At 61.8% G+C, this 21,163-nt stretch carries 18 protein-coding genes; 7 read left to right on the top strand and 11 right to left on the bottom strand.

The annotated features are described in order from the left end of the window. Window positions 1-33: 33 nt before the first annotated feature. Window positions 34-588: a cob(I)yrinic acid a,c-diamide adenosyltransferase gene (locus CNX70_RS05280; protein WP_096238290.1), complete on the top strand. Its 555-nt coding sequence runs from the start codon at window positions 34-36 to the stop codon at window positions 586-588. Between the two features lie 56 nt (window positions 589-644). Here CNX70_RS05280 and CNX70_RS05275 read toward each other — a convergent pair whose 3' ends face one another. The 7 genes from CNX70_RS05275 to CNX70_RS05245 form a co-directional block, all read right to left on the bottom strand. Then, window positions 645-836: a hypothetical protein gene (locus tag CNX70_RS05275; RefSeq protein WP_096233840.1), complete on the bottom strand. Its 192-nt coding sequence runs from the start codon at window positions 834-836 to the stop codon at window positions 645-647. A gap of 72 nt (window positions 837-908) precedes the next feature. After that, window positions 909-1,289 (bottom strand): glutaredoxin family protein, encoded by a 381-nt coding sequence (locus CNX70_RS05270; protein WP_244199044.1) that lies wholly within the window; start codon window positions 1,287-1,289, stop codon window positions 909-911. A gap of 654 nt (window positions 1,290-1,943) precedes the next feature. Next, complete coding sequence (locus CNX70_RS05265; RefSeq protein WP_096233839.1) at window positions 1,944-3,062, bottom strand: cytochrome-c peroxidase; 1,119 nt, start codon at window positions 3,060-3,062, stop codon at window positions 1,944-1,946. A 103-nt stretch (window positions 3,063-3,165) separates the two neighbouring features. Continuing rightward, window positions 3,166-5,247, bottom strand: coding sequence for an FUSC family protein (locus CNX70_RS05260; protein WP_096238288.1), 2,082 nt, complete (start codon window positions 5,245-5,247; stop codon window positions 3,166-3,168). A gap of 185 nt (window positions 5,248-5,432) precedes the next feature. After that, window positions 5,433-7,301 (bottom strand): 1-deoxy-D-xylulose-5-phosphate synthase, encoded by a 1,869-nt coding sequence (gene dxs, locus CNX70_RS05255; protein ID WP_096233838.1) that lies wholly within the window; start codon window positions 7,299-7,301, stop codon window positions 5,433-5,435. Beyond that, window positions 7,302-8,213, bottom strand: a complete 912-nt coding sequence (locus CNX70_RS05250; protein WP_244199043.1) for a polyprenyl synthetase family protein — start codon at window positions 8,211-8,213, stop codon at window positions 7,302-7,304. Then, window positions 8,210-8,461, bottom strand: a complete 252-nt coding sequence (locus CNX70_RS05245) for an exodeoxyribonuclease VII small subunit (RefSeq protein ID WP_046683420.1) — start codon at window positions 8,459-8,461, stop codon at window positions 8,210-8,212. The genes CNX70_RS05250 and CNX70_RS05245 overlap by 4 nt, the downstream gene beginning before the upstream one ends. A gap of 406 nt (window positions 8,462-8,867) precedes the next feature. On the opposite strand from CNX70_RS05245, the gene CNX70_RS05240 reads away from it, so the two are divergent. From CNX70_RS05240 to CNX70_RS05230, 3 genes are read left to right on the top strand one after another with little or no spacing between them, the layout of a single operon-like run. Next, window positions 8,868-9,968, top strand: coding sequence for an aromatic ring-hydroxylating oxygenase subunit alpha (locus CNX70_RS05240; protein ID WP_096233837.1), 1,101 nt, complete (start codon window positions 8,868-8,870; stop codon window positions 9,966-9,968). A 54-nt stretch (window positions 9,969-10,022) separates the two neighbouring features. Then, window positions 10,023-10,946, top strand: coding sequence for a DMT family transporter (locus CNX70_RS05235; RefSeq protein WP_096233836.1), 924 nt, complete (start codon window positions 10,023-10,025; stop codon window positions 10,944-10,946). A 13-nt stretch (window positions 10,947-10,959) separates the two neighbouring features. Then, window positions 10,960-11,811 (top strand): sulfurtransferase, encoded by an 852-nt coding sequence (locus CNX70_RS05230; protein WP_096233835.1) that lies wholly within the window; start codon window positions 10,960-10,962, stop codon window positions 11,809-11,811. A 48-nt stretch (window positions 11,812-11,859) separates the two neighbouring features. On the opposite strand, the gene CNX70_RS05225 is transcribed toward CNX70_RS05230, so the two are convergent. The 4 genes from CNX70_RS05225 to polA form a co-directional block, all read right to left on the bottom strand. Continuing rightward, entirely contained in the window at window positions 11,860-13,593 is a 1,734-nt protein-coding gene (locus tag CNX70_RS05225; RefSeq protein WP_096233834.1) for an ABC-F family ATP-binding cassette domain-containing protein, read from the bottom strand. A 263-nt stretch (window positions 13,594-13,856) separates the two neighbouring features. Continuing rightward, window positions 13,857-14,615, bottom strand: coding sequence for a ZIP family metal transporter (locus tag CNX70_RS05220; RefSeq protein WP_096233833.1), 759 nt, complete (start codon window positions 14,613-14,615; stop codon window positions 13,857-13,859). 244 nt (window positions 14,616-14,859) lie between these two features. Continuing rightward, window positions 14,860-15,744, bottom strand: a complete 885-nt coding sequence (locus CNX70_RS05215) for a dienelactone hydrolase family protein (protein WP_096233832.1) — start codon at window positions 15,742-15,744, stop codon at window positions 14,860-14,862. A gap of 31 nt (window positions 15,745-15,775) precedes the next feature. After that, window positions 15,776-18,526, bottom strand: coding sequence for a DNA polymerase I (gene polA, locus CNX70_RS05210; RefSeq protein ID WP_096233831.1), 2,751 nt, complete (start codon window positions 18,524-18,526; stop codon window positions 15,776-15,778). A 291-nt stretch (window positions 18,527-18,817) separates the two neighbouring features. On the opposite strand from polA, the gene CNX70_RS05205 reads away from it, so the two are divergent. The 3 genes from CNX70_RS05205 (at window position 18,818) to CNX70_RS05195 (ending at window position 21,047) form a co-directional block, all read left to right on the top strand. Further along, window positions 18,818-19,213, top strand: coding sequence for a hypothetical protein (locus CNX70_RS05205; RefSeq protein ID WP_096233830.1), 396 nt, complete (start codon window positions 18,818-18,820; stop codon window positions 19,211-19,213). Between the two features lie 83 nt (window positions 19,214-19,296). Continuing rightward, the gene (locus CNX70_RS05200; RefSeq protein ID WP_096233829.1) at window positions 19,297-20,253 is read left to right on the top strand and encodes a homoserine kinase; all 957 of its coding nucleotides are present in this window, start codon (window positions 19,297-19,299) and stop codon (window positions 20,251-20,253) included. A gap of 2 nt (window positions 20,254-20,255) precedes the next feature. Then, entirely contained in the window at window positions 20,256-21,047 is a 792-nt protein-coding gene (locus CNX70_RS05195; RefSeq protein WP_096233828.1) for a BPSS1780 family membrane protein, read from the top strand. Window positions 21,048-21,163 lie beyond the last annotated feature (116 nt).

Here is a 21,163-nt window from a genome sequence, read left to right as displayed (position 1 = left end):
CTGCCCCCATTCTTCATTGACAGGATCAGCATCATGGGCAATCGACTCTCGAAAATCGCCACGCGCACGGGCGACAATGGCAGCACCGGCCTGGGCGACGGCAGCCGCACCAGCAAGGACAGCGCCCGCATCCACGCCATGGGCGACGTGGACGAACTCAATTCCAATATCGGCTTGCTGCTGTGCGAAGCCATGCCCGACGCCTTGCGCGAAGAGCTGGTGGCCATCCAGCACGACCTGTTCGACCTGGGCGGGGAAATCTGCATCCCCGGCTACCAGCTGATCAAGGAAGAGCATGTGCTGCGCCTCGATGATTTACTGGCGAAATACAATGCGGACTTGCCCGCCTTGAGTGAATTCATCCTGCCGGCCGGTTCGCGCGCCGCCTCGCTGGCGCACGTATGCCGCACCGTGTGCCGCCGCGCCGAGCGCAGCATCGTCGCGCTGGCGAATGCGGAAACCATCCACGAGCATCCGCGCCAGTACGTGAACCGCCTGTCGGACCTGCTGTTCGTGCTGTCACGCGTGCTGAACCGCTTTGCCGGCGGTAGCGACGTGCTGTGGCGGCATGATCGCACGCGGGGCTAACGTCGGCAACGCCGGCCTGGCCAGCGTACAGACCAGCCGGCAAACTGTATTGAATGCTAGTCTTGAGCGCAGCGGTTGTAGCACAGCTGATGAATCTTGGTGCAGGCGCCTGGCGACCTAGGATGATCCGTCATGCACTGGTCCAGCCCTTCATCGCATTGCGCATAGCATTCCGGCTCGCCGCCGGCAATCGCATACGAGGCGCTGACGCCCATGGCAAACAAAAAGAAACCCAGTTTTTTGAACATAAGCACTCCTGTTGAATTGACAGACGATCACTGACATCCATGGCGCGCCGTCTCTTACGCGCCATCCGGTAATCAGATTCTCTTCAGCGCCGCTTCCAGCGCGCCCGTATTGAAACCCTGGATTTTGCGGTTGCCGATCAACACCACCGGCACGCCGCCGCCGCCGAGTTCCTCATGGGCTTTTTTTGCTGCCGGGGATTTCTCGATATCGAGATCGACAAATTCGATCTTGTTTTCCTTGAAGTACGCACGCGTCTTGGCGCAATAGCCGCACCAGTCCGTGCCGTACAACACCACCTTCGCCTGGGCATTCGGGAAATACGCGGCGTAATTGCCCTCGGTGTAATTTGACTTGAGCAAGCCGGGCAACAGGGACAAGCCATAACCGCTGCCCAGGCCGGCGGCCAGGATCAAGCTATACATGACGATGGTTTTCATTTTCTTTTGTATCATGACGCCGCCTTGACATCGTTACCTTTAAGAACGCCTATCAAAACCTACTGCGCGTCGTAATTTGCGGTCTGCGATGCTCACTGTACCTTCGTACAGTTGCGCTTCTCAACCACAACTTCCTTCCGCTCGCTACGTTTTTGTTAGGCGTTGTAAACCGGGGCGATTGTTCTCCCCGGCAAACCCGGTTTTCTTAATTCAAGGCGCATTCGGCCTTGCATGCATTTAACAATGCCTTGCATGTGTTATTGGAATGACCAGAATCCATGCAATCGGTAAAGGCGCCATAGCACTCGCGCTGGCAGTCACTCAAGCCATTGCCGGCCGCCCCTACCGAATAGGATGCACTGACACCAACGGCGAACAGGAAAAGTGCGATCTTTTTAAACATTTTCTACCTTTCGATTGACGTGGAAAAAGGAATACCATCTGCAGTGCGATGCTTATTACTTTATAGAATTTACATCCTGCAAAAACGAATATAGACCGCACTTATTTTAGAGTCAACGTTTCCTTTCGATAAATTTCCACTTTGGAAAATATATCGGCAAAGCCCGTGAAATGTGGCATTTGGAGAGATTGCGGGACGCCAAACGTCTATACAATATCGGCGCCGCAAGCAGGAAAGGCCGGTTGCGGGCGCAACCGGCCGAGCGGCTACAACGCTTCAAGAAAACTCTTCAACGCGATAATTTCCCCGGACGTCAGCTGCAATGGCTGCAGCAGGGGCGAGGTGACGGGAAACTTCGGATCGGCCGCCTGCTGCGCGTTGTGCGGCACGGGACGCGACATGCCCGCGTTATACATGTTCAGCAAGCCCACCATCTGCGGAAACAGGCCGTTGTGCATCCACGGCCCCGATTGCGCCACGCCGCGCAGGCCCGGCGTGCGGAACTTGCCCACGTCCTCGTCCCTGCCCGTCACCAGGTAGCGCCCAAGGTCTTCATATTTCTTGCGGCCGTAATACGTCAGCCCCAGGTTATGGAATTGCTGGTCCGTCAGCAAGGCACCGCTGTGGCAGGTCATGCAGCGCGCCTTGGTGCGGAACAGATGCAAGCCCAGCAGCTCGCGGTCGTTCAGGGCCGTGCGTTCGCCTTCCAGGAAAGTATCGAAACGCGTGACGGGCGGCAGCAGGGTGCGCTGGTAGTCGGCCAGCGCCGTCAGGATGCGCGGCAGGGTCACGCCAGCGCCCTGGCCAAAAGCCGTATCGAACTGCGCCGTGTAATCATCGAGCGTGGCCAGCTTGGCCGGTAATTGCGCCGCCACGGCCGCCATTTCATCGGGATGCTGCAAGGGCCCCAGCGCCTGCTCTTCGAGAGCGCTGGCACGGCCATCCCAGAACAGCAGCGGGCTTTGGCCCACGCCCAGCAAGCCAGGCGTATTGCGCTGGCCCAGCCGCCCTTCGTGTCCGACGGAAACGCGCTTGCTGTCGGCAAAGCTGTGCGCGGGACTGTGGCAGCTGAGGCAAGCCACCGCATTCGAGCGCGACAAACGGGGGGCGCTGAACAGGCGCTGCCCCAGCGCCACGACGGCCGGCGCAGCGGACGGCACGGGCATGGCCGAGACGGGCGCCATTTCCGCCGCTGTCACGCCAGCGGGCAATTGCGGCCGGGGCCAGCCGGCGATGGGCCGCGCATACGTCTGGCGCAGACAGGCCAGGTCCCAGCCATCGTGCGTGGCGCAGTCCGACGACGACGCTTCACGCGCCGCGCCGCCCTGGCTGAACAGCAGTCCGGCTGCCGTGGCCAGCACGGCCAGCGCCGCATTTTTTTTCATCCACCCATCTGTCATGACTCTACCCTGCCCCACATCCATATTGGTATCGGCAAATGATAACAATGAGCAATTGCAGTCACCGCATGAACGCGCGCGGCCGGTTCTATTTTGTGACCTGCGTCAAGTTTCCCGGACTTCCCTCCGCCTGCACATGCACATGCTCGCGCAGCAAGCCGCGCAACAACTGCACCTGCGTCACGGCGTCGGCCTGCAAGGCAGTCAAACCCTCGGCCGCACAGGGCCCGGGCGCGGATGCCGGAGGGACACCGCGCAGCAAGGCATCCATTTCGGCACTGACCTCGGCAATCCACTGCTGCAGCTCGGGCGGCGCCGGCTCGGCCTGGGGACTCAGGCTGATGCGTGCGGTGCTGCCCGCCACGCGGCGCAGCAGCGGCAAGGTGCGCAGCGCCGCCAGGCCCACGCCGGCGCTGCGGTCGAGGCGGCGCTCGATGCGCAGACGCTGCAGCACTTGTTCCGCGTTATTGCTGGCCAGCCCCGCCTCGCGGCGCAGGTGCGCGATGGCGCTATCCCATTTACCGCCGGCCGCCAGCACGGCCAGCAGGTATTTCAGGTTGGCCGATACGGCTTTCGCCAGGCGCTGATCCAGGTCGTCCGCTTCGCGGTCCGGCCACAGGAAAAACGTGGCCAGCAAGGCCAGCACGCAGCCGAGCACGTTGTTGCCCAGGCGGCTGGCCGCATACACCATCTCGCTGGCCGGGGCCGCATAGTCGGCCACCAGCACGAAGGCGGGCGTCATGAACAGCACGTGCAGGCTGTAGCTGACGCGGCGCAAAGCCATGGTGGCGACGATCAGGGGAAACACCACCAGCGAAATCGCCAGCGGGGTGTGCACGGCCAGGCCGATCAGCACGGCCAGCACGGCGCCCAGCACGCTGCCAGCGACCCGCTCGATGCCGCGCGGCCAGGTGGTCGACACGGACGGCTGCAGTATCAGCAAGGTCGCCATGGTGGCCCAGTAGCCGAACGGAATGTGTAGCGCCTCGACCAGCAGGAAGCCGGCCGTCGTCGCCAGCGACACGCGCGCCGCATGGCGCCAGCTCAGCGACTGCGGCGTGGCGTTGACTTTCGCCGTCTGCCACGCCTGCCCCAGCGCCAGGAAAGCCGCCTCGCGCCACGGTAGCTGCGCCGCGCGCGGCAAGCCCAGTTCCATGAAGTCCACGTTCAGGCGCAGCGGCAGCAAGGCGCCCAGCGCCGCTTCCAGGCGCCGTCCGCAGCCCGCCAGGCGGCGCTGCAATTGCAGGGGTGGCGTTTCCGGCTGGCGCTGCACGGCTTGCCCCAGGCGGCGCAGCAGCACGGCCATCACTTCCAGGCTGCGCCGCGCGCGCGGGTCCCGGCGCAGGCGCTGCTGCTCGCGCTCGCAGGTATGCGTGACGGCGATCAGATAGGCGAAGATGCGCTCGGCGTCGCTGAGCGCCAGCAGCAGGTTGTCGTACAAGGCGCTGCGGCCCGCGCGCGCGGGCGGCACGGCGGCCAGCGCCACGCGCGCCGCTTCCAGCGCGGCGCGCGCCTGCGAACGGTAGCTGGCGCCATGCGCGGCAACACCCGCTTGCGCGGCGTCATGTTCGAGGAAGCGCGCATTGTCGCGCGCGATGCCGGCCAGGCGCGAATACGCGGCGCGGATGGCACGTCTGGCAGGGCTAAACGGGTGGATGCGCCAGACGGTAAAACTGAGCACGGTGGCAAACAGACAGCCGAACATGTACAGGCCCAGGAATGGTGCCGTCTGCGTCATCGATTCCAATGGGTGCGTGACCATCACCACGCAGGCCGTGGCCGCCAGGATGGCCACTTGCGCCGTGGCCGCGCCCCAGATGCGCGCCAGCGCGCCGGCCCAGGAAAACAGCAGCACGGCGATGGCGGCCGTCGCCACGCCATGGCCAGCCGCCAGCGCCGTCAGGCCGCCGGCCACGCTCGACAGCAGGCCAAAGCCCAGCATCGAGACAAAACGCATGCGCCGCGTACCGGCCGCGTCGGCCAGGCAGGTCCAGAAGGCGCCGATGGCGGCCCATGAAAAATCGGGCTGATCGAACAGCAGGCCCAGCAGCAGCATGGCGCTGGAAGCACAGGCGGCCCGCAAGCCCTCGGACAGATTCGTTTCGTCGATGGCCAGGGTGACCATCCACAGGGGGCGGCGCTGCGACAGCTTATCTGTGTAGGCGTGCATGCCCGTCAGCCAGCGGCCGGCCAGTGCACGCGAACGGCGGTGAAGTTTCCTGAAATGCAAGGTGGACTTTGAGAAGGTATCAAAGCGTCATCGTAGCATTCCCGGAGGATAAATGTTGCAGTGCAGCGTGAAATCTCGCCAGACGAAACGACACCGCAGTGCCGCTGGTATCTTGCTTGAGCGTCTTAGCTGACCATCGCCAGGCGTGGTCCAGCGGACGGGAAGCGCTGCTCGATCGAGGCGGCGATGCCGGTGGCGTCCAGGCCCACGCTTTTCAGCAGTTGCACGGGGTCGCCATGGTCGATGAAGACGTCCGGCAAGCCCAGCATCAAAATCGGCTTGACGATCCCTTCCGCTGCCAGGGCCTCGGCCACGGCCGAACCGGCGCCGCCCATGCTGCAGCCCTCTTCCACCGTCACCAGGTAATCGTGCTCGGCCGCCAGCTGTTTCACCAGCGCCACGTCGAGCGGCTTGACGAAGCGCATGTTGGCCACCGTCGCGTCGAGCTTCTCGCCCGCCGCCACGCTCGGTGCCACCATGGAGCCAAAGGCCAGAATGGCGATGCGCTTGCCGTGGCGCTTGAGCTCGCCCTTGCCGATCTCGATGCTGGTCAGTTCCGACACGATGGCCACGCCAGCACCGGCGCCGCGCGGATAGCGGATGGCTGCCGGGCCCGGATAGTGGTAACCCGTCGTCAGCATTTGACGGCATTCGTTTTCGTCGGACGCGGCCATGACGACCATGTTCGGGATGCAACGCAGGAACGCCATGTCATAGTTGCCCGCGTGCGTGGCGCCGTCGGCACCCACCAGGCCGGCGCGGTCCAGCGCGAACGTCACGTCCAGGTTTTGCAACGCCACGTCGTGGATCAGCTGATCGTAGGCGCGCTGCAGGAAGGTGGAATAAATGGCCACGACGGGTTTCAATCCCTCGCAAGCCAGGCCCGCGGCAAAGGTCACGGAATGCTGCTCGGCAATACCGACGTCAAAGTAGCGGTTCGGGAATTGCTGTTCGAACTTGACCATGCCCGAGCCTTCGCGCATGGCCGGCGTGATGCCCACCAGGCGCTTGTCGTGCGCGGCCATGTCGCACAGCCAGTTACCAAACACTTCCGTGTACGTCATCTTGCCCGGCGCCGTGGCCGGCTTGATGCCTTCCAGTGGATTGAACTTCGGCGTGCCGTGGTACAGGATCGGTTCGGCCTCGGCCAGCTTGTAGCCTTGCCCCTTCTTGGTGACCACGTGCAGGAATTGCGGACCCTTCAATTGCTTGATATTTTGCAAGGTCGGGATCAGCGAATCGAGGTCGTGGCCGTCGATGGGGCCGATGTAATTAAAACCGAATTCCTCGAACATGGTGGCGGGCACGACCATGCCCTTGGCGTGCTCTTCGAAACGCTTCGCCAATTCCAGCACGGGGCCGGGCAAGACGGACTTGCCGACATTTTTTGCTGCCGCATAGAACTGGCCTGACATCAGGCGCGCCAGGTGGCGGTTCAGCGCGCCCACGGGTGGCGAAATCGACATGTCGTTGTCGTTCAGGATCACCAGCAGGTTGATATCTTCTTGCACGCCAGCATTGTTCATCGCCTCGAAAGCCATGCCGGCCGTCATCGAACCGTCGCCGATCACGGCGATCGCGTGCAGCGGGTCGCCCTTGATCTTGGCGGCCTGCGCCATGCCCAGCGCGGCAGAAATGGACGTCGACGAGTGCGCCGTGCCGAAGGTGTCGTACTCGCTCTCGTCGCGCTTCGGAAAGCCGGAAATGCCATCCTTCTGGCGCAGGGTATGCATGCGCTCGCGCCGGCCCGTCAAAATCTTGTGCGAATAGGTCTGGTGGCCCACGTCCCACACGATGCGGTCGTGCGGCGTGTTGAACACGTAGTGCAGCGCGACGGTCAGCTCGACCGTGCCCAAGTTGGACGACAAATGGCCGCCCGTCTTGGAAACGGAGTCGAGCAGGAAGCTGCGCAATTCCTGCGCCAGCGGCACCAGTTGCGAGCGGGCCAGCTTGCGCACTTGCGCTGGTTCATTGATGGTTTCTAACAGTTTCATTTATGCCTTCCGCTGCACGACCAGGTCTGCCAGCTCGCGCAGACGGCGTGCCTTGTCCCCGAATGGCGCCAGCGCCGCATGGGCGTCGCACCGCAATTGTTCTGCCAAGGCTCTCGATGGTTCCAGCCCCAGTATCGATACGTAAGTGGGCTTGTTGGCGGCCGCATCCTTGCCCGCCGTCTTGCCCAGGGTGGCCGAATCGGCCGTGGCGTCGAGCACGTCGTCCACCACCTGGAACGCCAGGCCGACGGCGCGCGCATACGCGTTCAGCGCCGTCATCTCGTCCGGCGCCAGGTCCTTGCCCGCCAGCGCGCCCAGAATCACGGCCGCGCGCAGCAAGGCGCCCGTTTTGAGTTGATGCATCTGTTCCAGCTGCGGCAAGGTCAAGGCCAGGCCAACGCTGTCGAGATCGATCGCCTGGCCGCCGCACATGCCGGCTGAGCCAGACGCGTGCGCCAGCAGCTTGATCATCGCCATTTGCCGCCCCGGCGGAATCGCCGCGCCGTCGGCCAGCAGCATGAACGCCTGCGATTGCAGCGCGTCACCGACCAGTAGGGCCGTCGCTTCATCGTAGGCGATGTGCACGGTGGGCTTGCCACGGCGCAAGGCATCGTCATCCATGCATGGCATGTCGTCGTGCACGAGCGAATACACGTGAATCATTTCCAAGGCGCAAGCGGCGCGCGCGAGGGTATCTTGATCGGCATCAAACAATTCACCGGCCGCCATCACCAGCAACGGACGCACGCGCTTGCCGCCGCCCAGCAGCGCATAGCGCATGGCCGCGTGCAACTTGTGCGGTACGGCGCCCGCCGCAGGCAGGAATTGGTCGAGCCGGCCTTCCACGCCCGACTGGGTCGCTTGCATCCAGTCGCCGAAGGTCACGCCGTCTTGCTGTACGCTGGCCATCATTGCGCGGCCTCGCCGGCATCGACGAACGGTTTCAACATGTCGCCTTCCAATACTTTCACCTGCGCCTCGACGCTATCGAGCTGGGTGGCGCAATACTTGACCAGTTCCGAGCCGCGCTGATACGCCGCGACCGATGCTTCCAGCGGCAACTGGCCCGCTTCCATTTGCGTTACCAGCTGCGCCAGTTCCGCCATTGCCTCTTCAAACGAGGCCGGCGCTGCGGCAGCGGCAGTTAATTTCTTCGACATAGACTCAGATCTCTTCGTGGCACGAGGGGTATGTAGGGAGACGCCGGGGACTCCCGGCCAGCATAGAAGCGTTATTTTAGAACAAACCACACTATTAAGTGAAAACTAAAGCGCAATCGGCGTGCTCAAAGGGGAAGACGTTACCAGCTTGACAGTCAATTCTAGCGCAATCGCCCCCATCGGCCGGAAATTGCACGGTAAATGACAATGTTCATCACTAAAGTAACCTATTTGCCGGAGGGGTTTGGCAATGCCGAGGCCGATACGCGCTATAATCGCCGGTTCTGTCCGAAATACCGTTTCAACAAATTTGAATTCAGGTCTTTGCGGATTCTTTCTCTCTGTAGCGGTTGCCCAGGGAATGGCCTGGGGCACTGCTGACCGTTGTACATTTATGGGGGTTGGGATGTCCGATCTGGCTACTCACGCCAAGCTGGCGCGTTCAAACGCGCAACTTCCGGTCCACGTCTATTTTGACGAAACGCTGTTGCAGCGTGAAATGCAGCAATTGTTCCAAGCCGGCCCGCGTTATGTCGGGCATGCGCTGATGGTGCCGGAAACCGGCGATTTTGCGACCCTGGCGTCTGAGAACGAAGGGCGTATGCTCGTGCGCAACGCCAATGGTATCGAAGTGCTGTCCAACGTGTGCCGCCACCGGCAGGCGCTGATGTTCAATGGCCGCGGCAATGCCAATAACATCGTCTGCCCGCTGCACCGCTGGACCTACGACCTCAAGGGTGAATTGATCGGCGCGCCGCACTTCCCCGAGACGCCGTGCCTGAACCTGTCGAAAACGCCGCTGCAAAGCTGGAATGGCTTGCTGTTCGAGCAAAATGGCTACAACGTGATGGAAAAATTGAAAGATTTGTCCGTCTCGAAAGACCTCGATTTTTCCGGCTATATGTTCGACCACGTGGAAATCCACGAGTGCGACTACAACTGGAAGACCTTCATCGAAGTCTACCTCGAGGATTATCACGTGGAACCGTTCCACCCGGGCCTGGGCAGCTTTGTCAGCTGCGACGACCTGCGCTGGGAATTCGGCAAGGATTACAGCGTGCAAACGGTGGGCGTGCACCGCGGCCTGCAGCAGGCCGGCTCGCCCGCCTACAAGAAATGGCAGGAGCAGGTGCTGCAATTCCGCGGTGGCGAAGTGCCGCCATATGGCGCCATATGGCTGACCTTGTATCCGAACATCATGGTCGAATGGTATCCGCACGTGCTGATCGTCTCGACCCTGTGGCCGGACGGCCCGCAAAAGACGCGCAACGTGGTCGAGTTCTATTACCCAGAGGAAATCGTGCTGTTCGAGCGCGACTTCGTCGACGCGGAACGGGCTGCCTACATGGAAACCTGCGTCGAGGACGATGAAATCGCGCTGCGCATGGATGCGGGCCGCAAGGCCCTGATGGCGCGCGGCGAGAACGAAGTGGGCCCTTACCAGTCCCCCATGGAAGATGGCATGCAGCACTTCCACGAGTGGTACCGCAACAATATCGCACTGTAATAGTAGAGGGGCCGCATTGCGCGGCCTTTTTCATTTTCATCACCAGGATTACTCATGCAATCGCTATGGATGTTATTCGCCAGTTTCATGTTTGCCATCATGGGCGTGTGCGTCAAACTGGCGTCGGAGATGTATTCGACCTCCGAAATCGTCATGTACCGCGGCATCATCGGCATGACCGTCATGAGCTGCACCATTCTGTACCAGGGCGGCAGCTTTAAAACGACGATGCCGGGCCAGCATCTGTGGCGCGGCGTGGTGGGCGTGATCGCCCTGTGGCTGTGGTTTTATGCCATCGCCATCCTGCCACTGGCCACGGCCATGACTCTCAATTACATGGCGCCCATCTGGATTGCCGTCATCCTGCTGGCCGGTGGCTGGTGGAAAGCGACGAAGCAAGTCGAGTGGCCGCTGGTAGCGGCCATTGCCATGAGCTTTGTCGGCGTGACTCTGCTGCTGCAACCCGTGTTCGAGACCGACCAGGTGGGCGGCGCCGTCACGGCCTTGATTTCCGGCATGCTGTCGGCCCTCGCCTACTTGCAGGTGCGCAAATTGGGCTTGCTGGGCGAACCCGAATACCGCGTCGTGTTTTATTTCTCGGTCGTCAATTTCCTGGCCGGCGTGATCGGCCACGTGGCCAGCGCCGGCGGCGGCCCCGTCGTCTGGCATGCGCACACGAGCGCCTATGGCATCGGCTTGCTGGCCGCCATCGGCCTGTGCGCCACCATGGCGCAGATGGCCATGACGCGCGCCTATCGCCTGGGCAAGACCCTCGTGGTTGCCAACTTGCAATACACGGGCATCATCTTTTCCAGCTTCTGGGGCGTGGTGATCTTTGGCGACCTGTTCGACTGGCACGGCTGGGCCGGCATCGGCATCATTCTCTCCTCCGGCATCGCCGCCACCTATTACAATACCCGCAACACGGCCCGTGGCGCGGCGATCGCGCGCACGGATCCCATCGCCAGCGAAGTGTAAAGGAGCGTTCCTGATGTACACCACCTTGATCCAGGCCAGCGAACTGGCCAGCCACCTGAATGACAGCGACTGGGTCATCCTCGATTGCCGCCACGACTTGCTCAACCCCACGGCCGGCAGCGACGCGTTTGTCGCCGGCCACATCCAGAACGCGCAGTTTGCCGATATCGACACGGCCCTGTCCGGTCCCAAGACGGAGCGCGGCCCCCAATTTACCGGACGGCATCCCTTGCCCGACCGCAACGCCCTGCTGGCCACCTTGCGCGGCTGGGGCATCGATGACGACACGCAAGTCATCGCCTATGACGGCCAGGGCGGCATGTTCGCCGCCCGTTTGTGGTGGCTGCTGCGCTGGCTCGGCCATCCAGCCGTCGCCGTGCTCGACGGCGGCCTGGCCGCCTGGCAGGCGCAAGGTTTACCATTGGTCACGCCCGTGGCGCCACGCCCTGTCGGCAAGCTGACGGAAAAAGCCAGCCTGACGCGCACGGTCAGCGTACGCGACGTCATCGCCAACCTGGATACGCAAGCTTTGACCATCCTCGACGCGCGCGCCCCCGACCGGTATCGTGGTGAAAACGAAACCATCGACCCCGTGGGCGGCCACATCCCCGGCGCGAAAAACCGTTTCTTCAAGGATAACTTGCAAGCGGACGGCCGCTTCAAATCCGCCAAAGAACTGGAGCAGGAATTCGCGGGGCTAATCAGCACGGCTGAATCTACCATCCTGCAGTGCGGCTCGGGCGTGACGGCCTGCCACAACCTGCTGGCCCTGGAAGTGGCCGGTTTAAGCGGCGCGGCCCTGTATCCGGGTTCGTGGAGCGAATGGTGCGCCGACCCGGCGCGGCCGGTGGCGACGGGGAATTAAAAAATGGCGGACCAGACGGTCCGCCATTTTTTCACCCGTGGATAACTATTAACTTATCCCCAGCGCCTGATTCAGCTGTTCCAACTCCGCCAGCCACGCCTGCTGGCTGGCCGGCTTCTGGTGGCGCGGTTTTCTCGCCAGGTCTTCCGCCAGCAATTGCTCCAGTTCGCACAAACGCTCCAGCTGCACGTCGATGTCCGTCAGCACCGCGGACGCCTGCTCCACGCGCGGCGCGGGTGTCAGCGCCGGCCCGTCCTCGGCGCTCAGCCGTGCATAGGCGCTGGCCGCGTCTGGCCACTCTTCCAGCTGGCCATCGGCCACCACCCAGTAACGGTTGCAGGCCGTCTCGATCAGGTCGCGGTCGTGCGACACCAGCAGGCAGCCCCCCTCGAAGCCGCGCAAGGCTTGCCCCAGTTCCGCCTTGCCCTGCATGTCCAAGTGGTTGCTGGGTTCATCGAGCAGCAGCAAATGATAGCTGGCCAGCGACAGGCCCAGAAACAGCAGCCGCGCCCGCTCGCCGCCGCTCAGGGTGGCCACCGTCTGGCCATGGCGCGCATACGGGAAACCGGCTGAAATCAATGCTTGCTTGCGCGCCACCTGGCTGCGCGCAGCTTCGTTTTGCACGGCAAACGGATACAAGGCGTCGGACAAATCCGCTTCGTCGGCCAATTGCTTGAGCGACTGGTCGTAGTAACCGATGTTGGCCGCGTGGTGGTAGCGCAAGTCGCTGCGTTCCTCCTGTGCCTGGATCGCTTGCCAGCACAGGCGCAGCAGCGACGACTTGCCACTGCCGTTGGCGCCCAGCAAGGCGACCCGGTCGCCAGGTTTCAGCCACAACTGGCCGACACGAAACAGCACGGGAGACGTCGGCACGGCGCGCACATCGAGTTCGTCCAGCACCAGCAGCTGGTCGGCCGCCAGCGCCTTGCCGCGCAGGCTCAAGCGCCAGGGTGCGCCATCGCTGACGAACGACTGCTCATCCTGCAACTTGTCGATGCGCCGCTGCATGCTCTTGGCCTTGCGCGCCATGCCGACGTTATCGTAGATCTTGCCCCACAAGGCCAGGCGGGTGCTGCTGACGGCCAGGCGGTCGATTTCCTTCTGTTCGGCCGCATGGCGGGCGGCAGCGGCAAGATCGGCTTCGGCCAGCGCCGCCAGCGCGGGGCCGCACGGCAAGTCGAAGTCGTACAGCCGGCTATCGCGCAAGATCCAGCTGCGCGTGGCCACGTTGTCGAGCAGGCGCTGGTCGTGCGAGACGAGGATGAAGGCGCCGCGCCAGGCCAGCAGGAATTGCTCCAGCCACAGCAGCGACGGCAAATCCAGGTGATTGCTCGGTTCGTCGAGCAGCAGCACGTTCGGTTCCTGCAGCAGGGCACGCCCCAGCAGCAGCCGCGTGTGCTGGCCGCCGGACAAGGAATGCACGGGCACTTGCGCCGTCTCGACGTCAAAACCCAGTTCGGCCAGCAGGCTGTCGATCCGCCAATGCAGTTCCGGCTGCTCCAGCACGGGCGCCAGCAAGGCGTCGTACAGGCTCAGGCTGGCAAGTTCGGCCGGCAAGTGCTGTTCCACGTGCTGCAAACGGCAGGCACGGGCGACATGGATGGTGCCGGACGTGGCTTCCCGCGTGCCGCTGAGCAATCCCAGCAAGGTGGATTTGCCGCAGCCATTGTGGCCGATCAGGCCGATGCGGTCGCCCTGGCGCAAGGTAAAGGCGAGTTCATTGAAGAGGAAACCGTCGTGGGTGTCCAGCTGTAAAGCTTGGGTAGAGATAAGGGTAGTCATGGCTCTTGTCTTTGTTCGGGATGCAAGCATCCGCGTTAACAGGAGCGCTAACGACAACGGAGTACCAGGAAAGGACTCGTCTAGGAGGGTAACTTTGCTCTGGCCAGGTTATCGCAGCGCGATAGAACGTGGGCAAGAGCTGGCAAATGCGCTTAAAGAGCGTGCGCGCCACAAGGCGAGCAACAAGTTTTCTTCCATTATATTTTCCTCCTTTCTGTGCAAGTTAGTCAAAAAGGCAATACTACACCCAGCGAGCCAGTGTATCAACCGCCGTGGCGCTTATGCGTCAAAAACAGCACGATGCACACGCCCAATCCGATCAGCAGCACTTGCGGGATGGTTTCGCGCAGGGTGGCGCGGCGCTGCATCTGCGGCATCAGGTCGGACAGGGCAATATAGATGAAGCCGGACGAGGCAAACACGAGCACGTAAGGAATCAGATTGCTGGCGCGGTCCAGGGTGAAATAGCCGAGCAAGCCACCGGCCACCGCCATCAGGCTGCACAGCAGGTTGAAGATATAGGCACGCAGGCGCGAAAAGCCGGCATTGAGCAGTACGATAAAATCGCCGATTTCCTGCGGGATTTCATGCGCGATGATGGCCAGGCCCGTGACCAGGCCCAGCTTCGGGTCGGCCAGGAAGGCGGCGGCGATCAGGATGCCATCCGTGAAATTGTGCATGCCGTCGCCCACTAAAATCATCCAGCCGGCCTTGCCCGCCTCGTGCTTGTCGTGGCCGTGCGCATGGTGGTGGCCATCGCCTTCGTGGTGGTGCGAATGGCGCAGGATGGCAAATTTTTCCAGCATGAAAAAGGCCAGCAAGCCCGCCAGCAAGGTCGCGAACAGGCTGCGCGGATCGGCCTGCGATTCGAACGCTTCGGGCAAGGCGTGCAGCAATGACGTCGACAACATGATGCCGACGGACAAGCTGACCATGCGCTCGACCACCTTGGACAGGAATGCAAACGAAAAAATCGCCGCCGCGGTAATGCTCAACACGCCCGCGAGCGTGGTCGCGAGCAAAATAGATATAAGGACGGGATCGATGATTTTCTTACCTCAAAATGGCGCCGGGTCACTGGCGCCGCGATGCTGGCGTCTGGCCTGATGAATGCGTTGTTATCTATTGTTTAATTTTTTGCGCGTTTGGCGGCAGCGTAGCGCGATGAAGATGCAATTGTACTGCATTGACGCGCAGCGGGCATTTTACAGCCCGGTGCGCCTTTCGCGTTAACTTCTGGGAAATGCGGTGTTTTTCTGCTGCAGATCACGCCACACCGTGGCTCTTGAACCAAGCTAAACAACGCGCATAGCCGTCTTTTGCATCGGCCGCCACATAGCTGGGGCGGTAATCGGCGTTGAAGGCGTGGCCCGCATCGGGATACACGACAAACTCGGATTGGTTGCCGCCCTTGGCCAGAGCGTCCTTCATCTTGGTGATCGATTCCTGGCTGATGCCCGTATCCTTGCCACCATACAAGCCCAGCACGGGGACTTTCAAAGTCGGGGCGATATCGATGGGGTTGCTCGGCTGCAAGGCAGTCGCTTCGCCCACCAGGCGGCCATACCAGGCCACGCCCGCCTTGACGGCCGAATTGTGCGCCGCGTACAGCCACGTGATGCGCCCGCCCCAGCAAAAGCCCGTGATGCCCAAGCGGCTCGTGTCGCCGCCATTCTGTTTCGCCCACGCAACAACCGCATCGAGGTCCGCCATCACTTGCGCGTCCGGCGTCTTGGCGATGATGCCTTTCATTAACTCCGGGATGCTGGCCACCTTGGTCGGATCGCCCTGGCGCACGAACAGGTCGGGCGCCAGCGCCAGATAACCCTGTTTGGCGAAGCGGCGCGCCATGTCGGCGATATGTTCATGCACGCCAAAGATTTCCGAAATGACCAACACGACGGGCAAACCCGTCTTGCCCTCCGGCTGGGCCGCATACACGGGCACGGCCTGGCCATCGACCATCACCGACATGCTGCCCGTGACGAGCCCGGCGGAATCCGTCTTGATGACGTTTTGCGCCGCGACGGGCAGCACGGCCACGGCAAAACCCGCGCCCAGCGCCACCTTCAGGAAACCACGCCGGCCGTCCGGCCCGGACAAGCTGCTCTGGCCCAGCAAACTCTCACAATCGGTGATCATGTCGCTCATGCGTTTCTCCTGAAAATGTTGCGTTTGAAAATTAGTGCGCTTCGTCCCAGTTTTTACCGATACCCACCTCTGCCGTCAATGGCACCTTCAATTCGGCCACGCCCGCCATCAGTTCCGGCAGCTTGCGCTTGACCAGTTCCAGCTCGGCATCCGGCACTTCCAGCACCAGTTCATCGTGCACCTGCATGATCATTTTTGTTTGCAAGCCGTCCGTTTCCAGCCAGCCTTGCACGGCGATCATGGCCAGCTTGATCAGGTCGGCGGCCGTGCCCTGCATCGGTGCATTGATGGCCGCCCGTTCCGCGCCCTGGCGGCGCGGGCCGTTCGGCGAATTAATTTCCGGTAACCACAGACGGCGGCCGAACACGGTTTCCACGTAGCCGCGCGCTTTCGCTTGCTGGCGCGTGTCTTCCATATACTGTTTCACGCCCGAGAAACGGGCAAAGTAGCGGTCGATATAGCTTTGCGCGGCCGTGCGGTCCACGCCCAAGTTACCGGCCAGGCCGAATGCGCTCATGCCGTAGATCAAACCGAAGTTGATGACCTTGGCGTAGCGGCGCTGTTCGCTCTGCACTTCCGCGGCCGGCACGCCAAAGATTTCAGCGGCCGTGGCGCGGTGAATGTCGATGCCGTCGGCAAACGCGCGCAGCATGGCTTCATCGCCCGAAATATGCGCCATGATGCGCAATTCGATCTGCGAATAGTCGGCCGAAACGATGTGGCTGCCCGGCGGCGCGATGAACGCTTCGCGAATGCGGCGCCCTTCCGCGCTGCGGATGGGAATATTTTGCAGATTCGGATCGTTCGACGCCAATCGCCCCGTCACGGCCACGGCTTGCGCATAGTTCGTGTGCACCCGGCCCGTCGTGACGTTGATCATCTTCGGCAATTTATCCGTGTAGGTCGATTTCAGCTTGGCCATGCCCCGGTATTCGAGCAGCACTTTGGGCAGTGGGTAATCCTCGGCCAACTTTTGCAACACTTCTTCATCCGTCGAGGGCGCGCCCGTCGGGGTTTTTTTAATTACCGGCAACTTCAGCTTTTCAAAGAAGATTTCGCCGATCTGCTTGGGCGAGCCTAAATTAAACGGCTGCTCGGCCAGTTCATACGCCTTCTTTTCCAGCTCCAAAATCTTCACGGCCAGCTCGGCCGACTGGATGTTGAGCAATTCATCGTCGATCAGCACGCCGTTGCGCTCGATCTTTTGCAAGACCACGGCCGTCGGCATCTCGATCTTTTCATAGATGAAGGTGAGTTTTTCATCATTCGCCACATTGCCCCACATGGCATTGTGCAAACGCAAGGTCACATCGGCATCCTCGGCCGCATACTTGGCCGCCTGCTCTACCTCGACTTGATTGAACGTGATCTGCTTGGCGCCCTTGCCGCACACATCCTCGAACGGGATCGTCGTGTAGTTCAGGTGACGCAGGGCCAGGCTGTCCATGTCGTGCTTCTTGTGCGACTCGAACACATACGATTCGAGCAAGGTATCGTGGGCGATGCCGCGCAACGTCACGCCATGGTTGGCAAAGATATGGCTGTCATATTTCAGGTTCTGGCCCAGCTTGGGCTTGTTGGCATCTTCCAGCCATGGGCGCAGTTTCGCCAGCACGTGCTCGCGGCTCAACTGATCCGGCGCGCCCGCGTAATCGTGCGCCAGCGGGATGTAGCAGGCGGCGTGTTCGGCCACGGAGAGGGAAATGCCGACCATTTGCGCCGTCATCGGTTCCAGCGAGGTGGTTTCCGTATCCACAGCCGTCAACAGCGCCGCATCGATCAGGGCGATCCATTTGTCCAGCTGTTCATCCGTCAGCACGGTTTCATACACGGCTTCGACCTTTGGTGCGGCATCGGCGAACATGTCGCCCGTCGTGTTCGTCGTGGCTGCCGGCGCACCGACGGGTGACATCGGCGGTGGCACCGCGCCCAGTTCGCGCAGCAGGGCCTTGAAGCCGTAGCGGTTGAAGAAGGCCAGCAGCGCTTCCTTGTCTTCGTGTTTCGCCACCAGCGAGTCGGCGATCGTCGTCATGTGCCCGGACAGATCGCAATCGGTCTTGACGGTGATCAAGGCGCGCGCCTGCGGCAGCCATGGCAGGGCCGTGCGCAGGTGCTCACCCACGGCGCCGCCCACCTTGGCCGCGTTTTCCATCACGCCTTCCAGGCTGTCGTACAGGGTCAGCCACTTGACGGCCGTTTTCGGGCCGCATTTCGATACGCCAGGCACGTTGTCGACGGTATCGCCGATCAGCGACAGATAATCGATGATGCGGTTCGGCGGCACGCCGAATTTGGCCAGCACGGCCGCTTCGTCGAGCTTTTCATTGCTCATGGTATTGATCAAGGTCACCTGGCTGTTGACCAGCTGCGCCAGGTCCTTGTCGCCCGTGGAGACCACCACGTTCATGCCGACGCTAGCGGCCTGCACGGCCAAAGTCCCAATCACGTCGTCCGCTTCCACGCCGTCGACCATCAAGATGGGCCAGCCCATGGCGCGCACGGCTTCGTGGATCGGTTCGATCTGCAGGCGCAGGTCGTCCGGCATCGAGGCGCGCGTAGCCTTGTACTCGGGATACATGTCGTCGCGGAAAGTTTTACCCTTGGCATCGAACACGCAAGCGATGTAGGCGGCCGGGTAATCGGCGCGCAGGCGGCGCAGCATGTTGACCATGCCGTGCATGGCGCCCGTGGGATAACCGTCCGGGCTGCGCAGGTCGGGCAGCGCATGGAAGGCGCGATAAAGGTAACTGGAACCGTCGACTAACAGCAGAGTGTTTTGCATAATGCCAATAAAATAAGGTGAGCCGCGCCAGCCGGGAAAAAACAGCGGCGGCGGGTGGAATATCGCCCAATTATCGCAGAGTTTAGGGCCGCGCCACCGGCCGCAACGCGTGCCGTTCCTGCCGTTTTTGCCACTCTGGCGACCCCGTGCGTGCGCGCGGGCTGCCACTGCCAGCCATTTCGCCTCATTTAAACAGCATTGCCTACCAGTTTGTTACAATGCCTTATAGATAAATTGACGGCAATACAGCACTGCACGCGCTGCAGTCCCACACATGGAAGCGAACCCATCATGATGCGTACATCGACACTCTGGACATTCCTCGCCCTGCCCCTGCTGGCATGTTCGGCCATCGCCAGCGCCCAGACGCCGGCCAAACCGAGCGAAGCGCCGCCACAGCTCGAACGTATCGAGGAAATGGGCGAAGCGCCCATCACCGTGGCGCCGGCCGCCGCCAAGCAGCAGATTACCGAAAAACGCGAAGCGGGCGTCACCAGCGAAGTGAAAGTCACCACGGGCGGCAGCACCTATTACATGAAGCCGGCCGCCGGCGCCGACCAGGCCAACGGCAATGCCCTGCGCGGCCCGCAATGGAAAGTACTGGAATTTGATCTGGGCAAGAAGAAACAGAAACAACGCGACGAAGAGGCAGCGGACGCGCCAGCGCCGCCCGCAGCAGCGAAGTAAGCAGCCACTCTCTTCTGCCCTGCCCCGGCCACCTGCGGGGCAGCAGGCTTTTTTTGACCTTTTAGACCATTCCCCTCTTTCCCATGGCAGTTTTTACCGCGCTACACCTGGACGATATCGGCCAGTGGCTCACGCAGTTTCCACTCGGCAAACCTCTGGCGCTCAAGGGCATCGCGTCCGGCATCGAAAACAGCAATTTCTTCCTGAGCACGGAGCGCGGCGAGTATGTGCTGACGATCTTTGAAAACCTCAGCTTCGAGCAATTGCCGTTTTATCTGCAACTGATGCGCCATTTGGCGGACCGGGGCGTACTGGTGCCCGCGCCGATCGCCAACGCCGATGGCGAGCTGGTGACGGCCTTGCAAGGCAAGCCGGCCGCCATCGTCAGCAAACTCGACGGCAGCTCGCAGATGGCGCCGCAAGCCGTGCATTGCGCGGCCGTCGGCGCCATGCTGGCGAAGATGCACCTGGCGGCGCAGGACTTCCCCCTGCAACAGCCGAATTTGCGGGGCCTGCAGTGGTGGAACGCCACCACGCCGCTGGTCTTGCACCACCTCGACGATGCCAGGGCGCATTTGCTGCGCGCTGAAATCCATTTCCAGGACGCCTTTGCTGCCTGCGATACGTATAAAGCCATCCCGCGCGGTCCCGTGCATGCCGACTTGTTCCGCAACAACGTCATGTTTGACGGCGAGCAACTGACGGGCTTTTTCGACTTTTATTTTGCCGGCTGCGACACCTGGCTGTTCGACGTGGCCGTCACCGTCAACGACTGGTGCGTGGATCTGGCCACGGGCGTGCTCGACAAGGTGCGCGTGCGCGCCCTGCTGGACGCCTACCGGGCCGTGCGCCCGTTCACGCACGAAGAACAAACGGCATGGCAAGCAATGCTGCGCGCTGCCGCGCTGCGCTTCTGGCTGTCACGCCTGTACGATTTTTACCAGCCGCGCGAAGCGGAAATGCTGACCCCGCACGATCCCACGCATTTCGAACGCATTCTGCGCGAACGTATCGCCACACCTGCTCCGGAACTGTTTTAAACATGGAAAAATTACCTGCAAGTACAGGTTGGCAATGGGTGAAACAGGGCTTCTCCCTGTTTCGCAAGCAACCTGGCGGCATGTCGATGCTGTTTCTCGGCTATATGTTCTGCATGCTGGCCGTCAGCATCGTGCCCCTGCTGGGCCAAATGCTGCCCGTCATCCTGGTCCCCGTGTTTTCCATCGCCTTCGTGCAAGGCTGCCTGAATATCGACCAGGGCAAGCGCGTCTTGCCCAGCCTGTTGATCTCGGGCTTCCGCAAGCCGGCGTTTCCTTCCCTGCTGGGCCTGGGCGTGCTGTACATCCTGATGGCCATCGTTGCCATCGGCGCATCGACCCTGGTGGACGACGGCTTGCTGTGGCAACTGGTCACGGGGCAATTGACGGAAGAAGCGGCGCGCGCCGCCATCCCCGAATCGCGCATGGGCCTGGGCATCCTGCTGGCCATCATGCTGTATGTGCCGGCCGCCATGGCCTTCTGCTTTGCCGCGCCGCTGATTTACTGGAAACAAACCGGCCTGGGCAAGTCGCTGTTCTTCAGCTTTTTCGCCGTCTGGCGTTCGCTGTCGGCCTTCATCGTCTTTGCCGCCACCTGGTTCGCCATCAGCGTCGTCACCAGCCAGTTGCTGGCCGTCATCTTTGGCCGCACGCCGCTGATGATGCAGCTGATGATGCCCCTGTCGATGATCTTGACCATCATCATGCATTGCTCGTTCTACGCCGCCTACCGCCAAATCTTCGGCGTGCCCGTCGATGAGAACAAGACGGTGTCGCTGGACAAGACCGGCGAGTGATCGCCGGCCAGATGTAAAAAAGGGCAGCCTGCGCAGGCTGCCCTTTTTGCCGAATGCCTTGCAATACCACACGTAGGTCGGATTCGCCGAAGGCGTAATCCGACAACATTGTTAGC

Source organism: Janthinobacterium svalbardense (assembly GCF_002327145.1).
GTDB classification, from domain to species: Bacteria; Pseudomonadota; Gammaproteobacteria; order Burkholderiales; family Burkholderiaceae_D; genus Janthinobacterium; species Janthinobacterium tructae.
The sequence above is the reverse complement of the archived record's forward strand: the minus strand, read 5'-3'. Positions and strand labels throughout refer to the sequence as shown.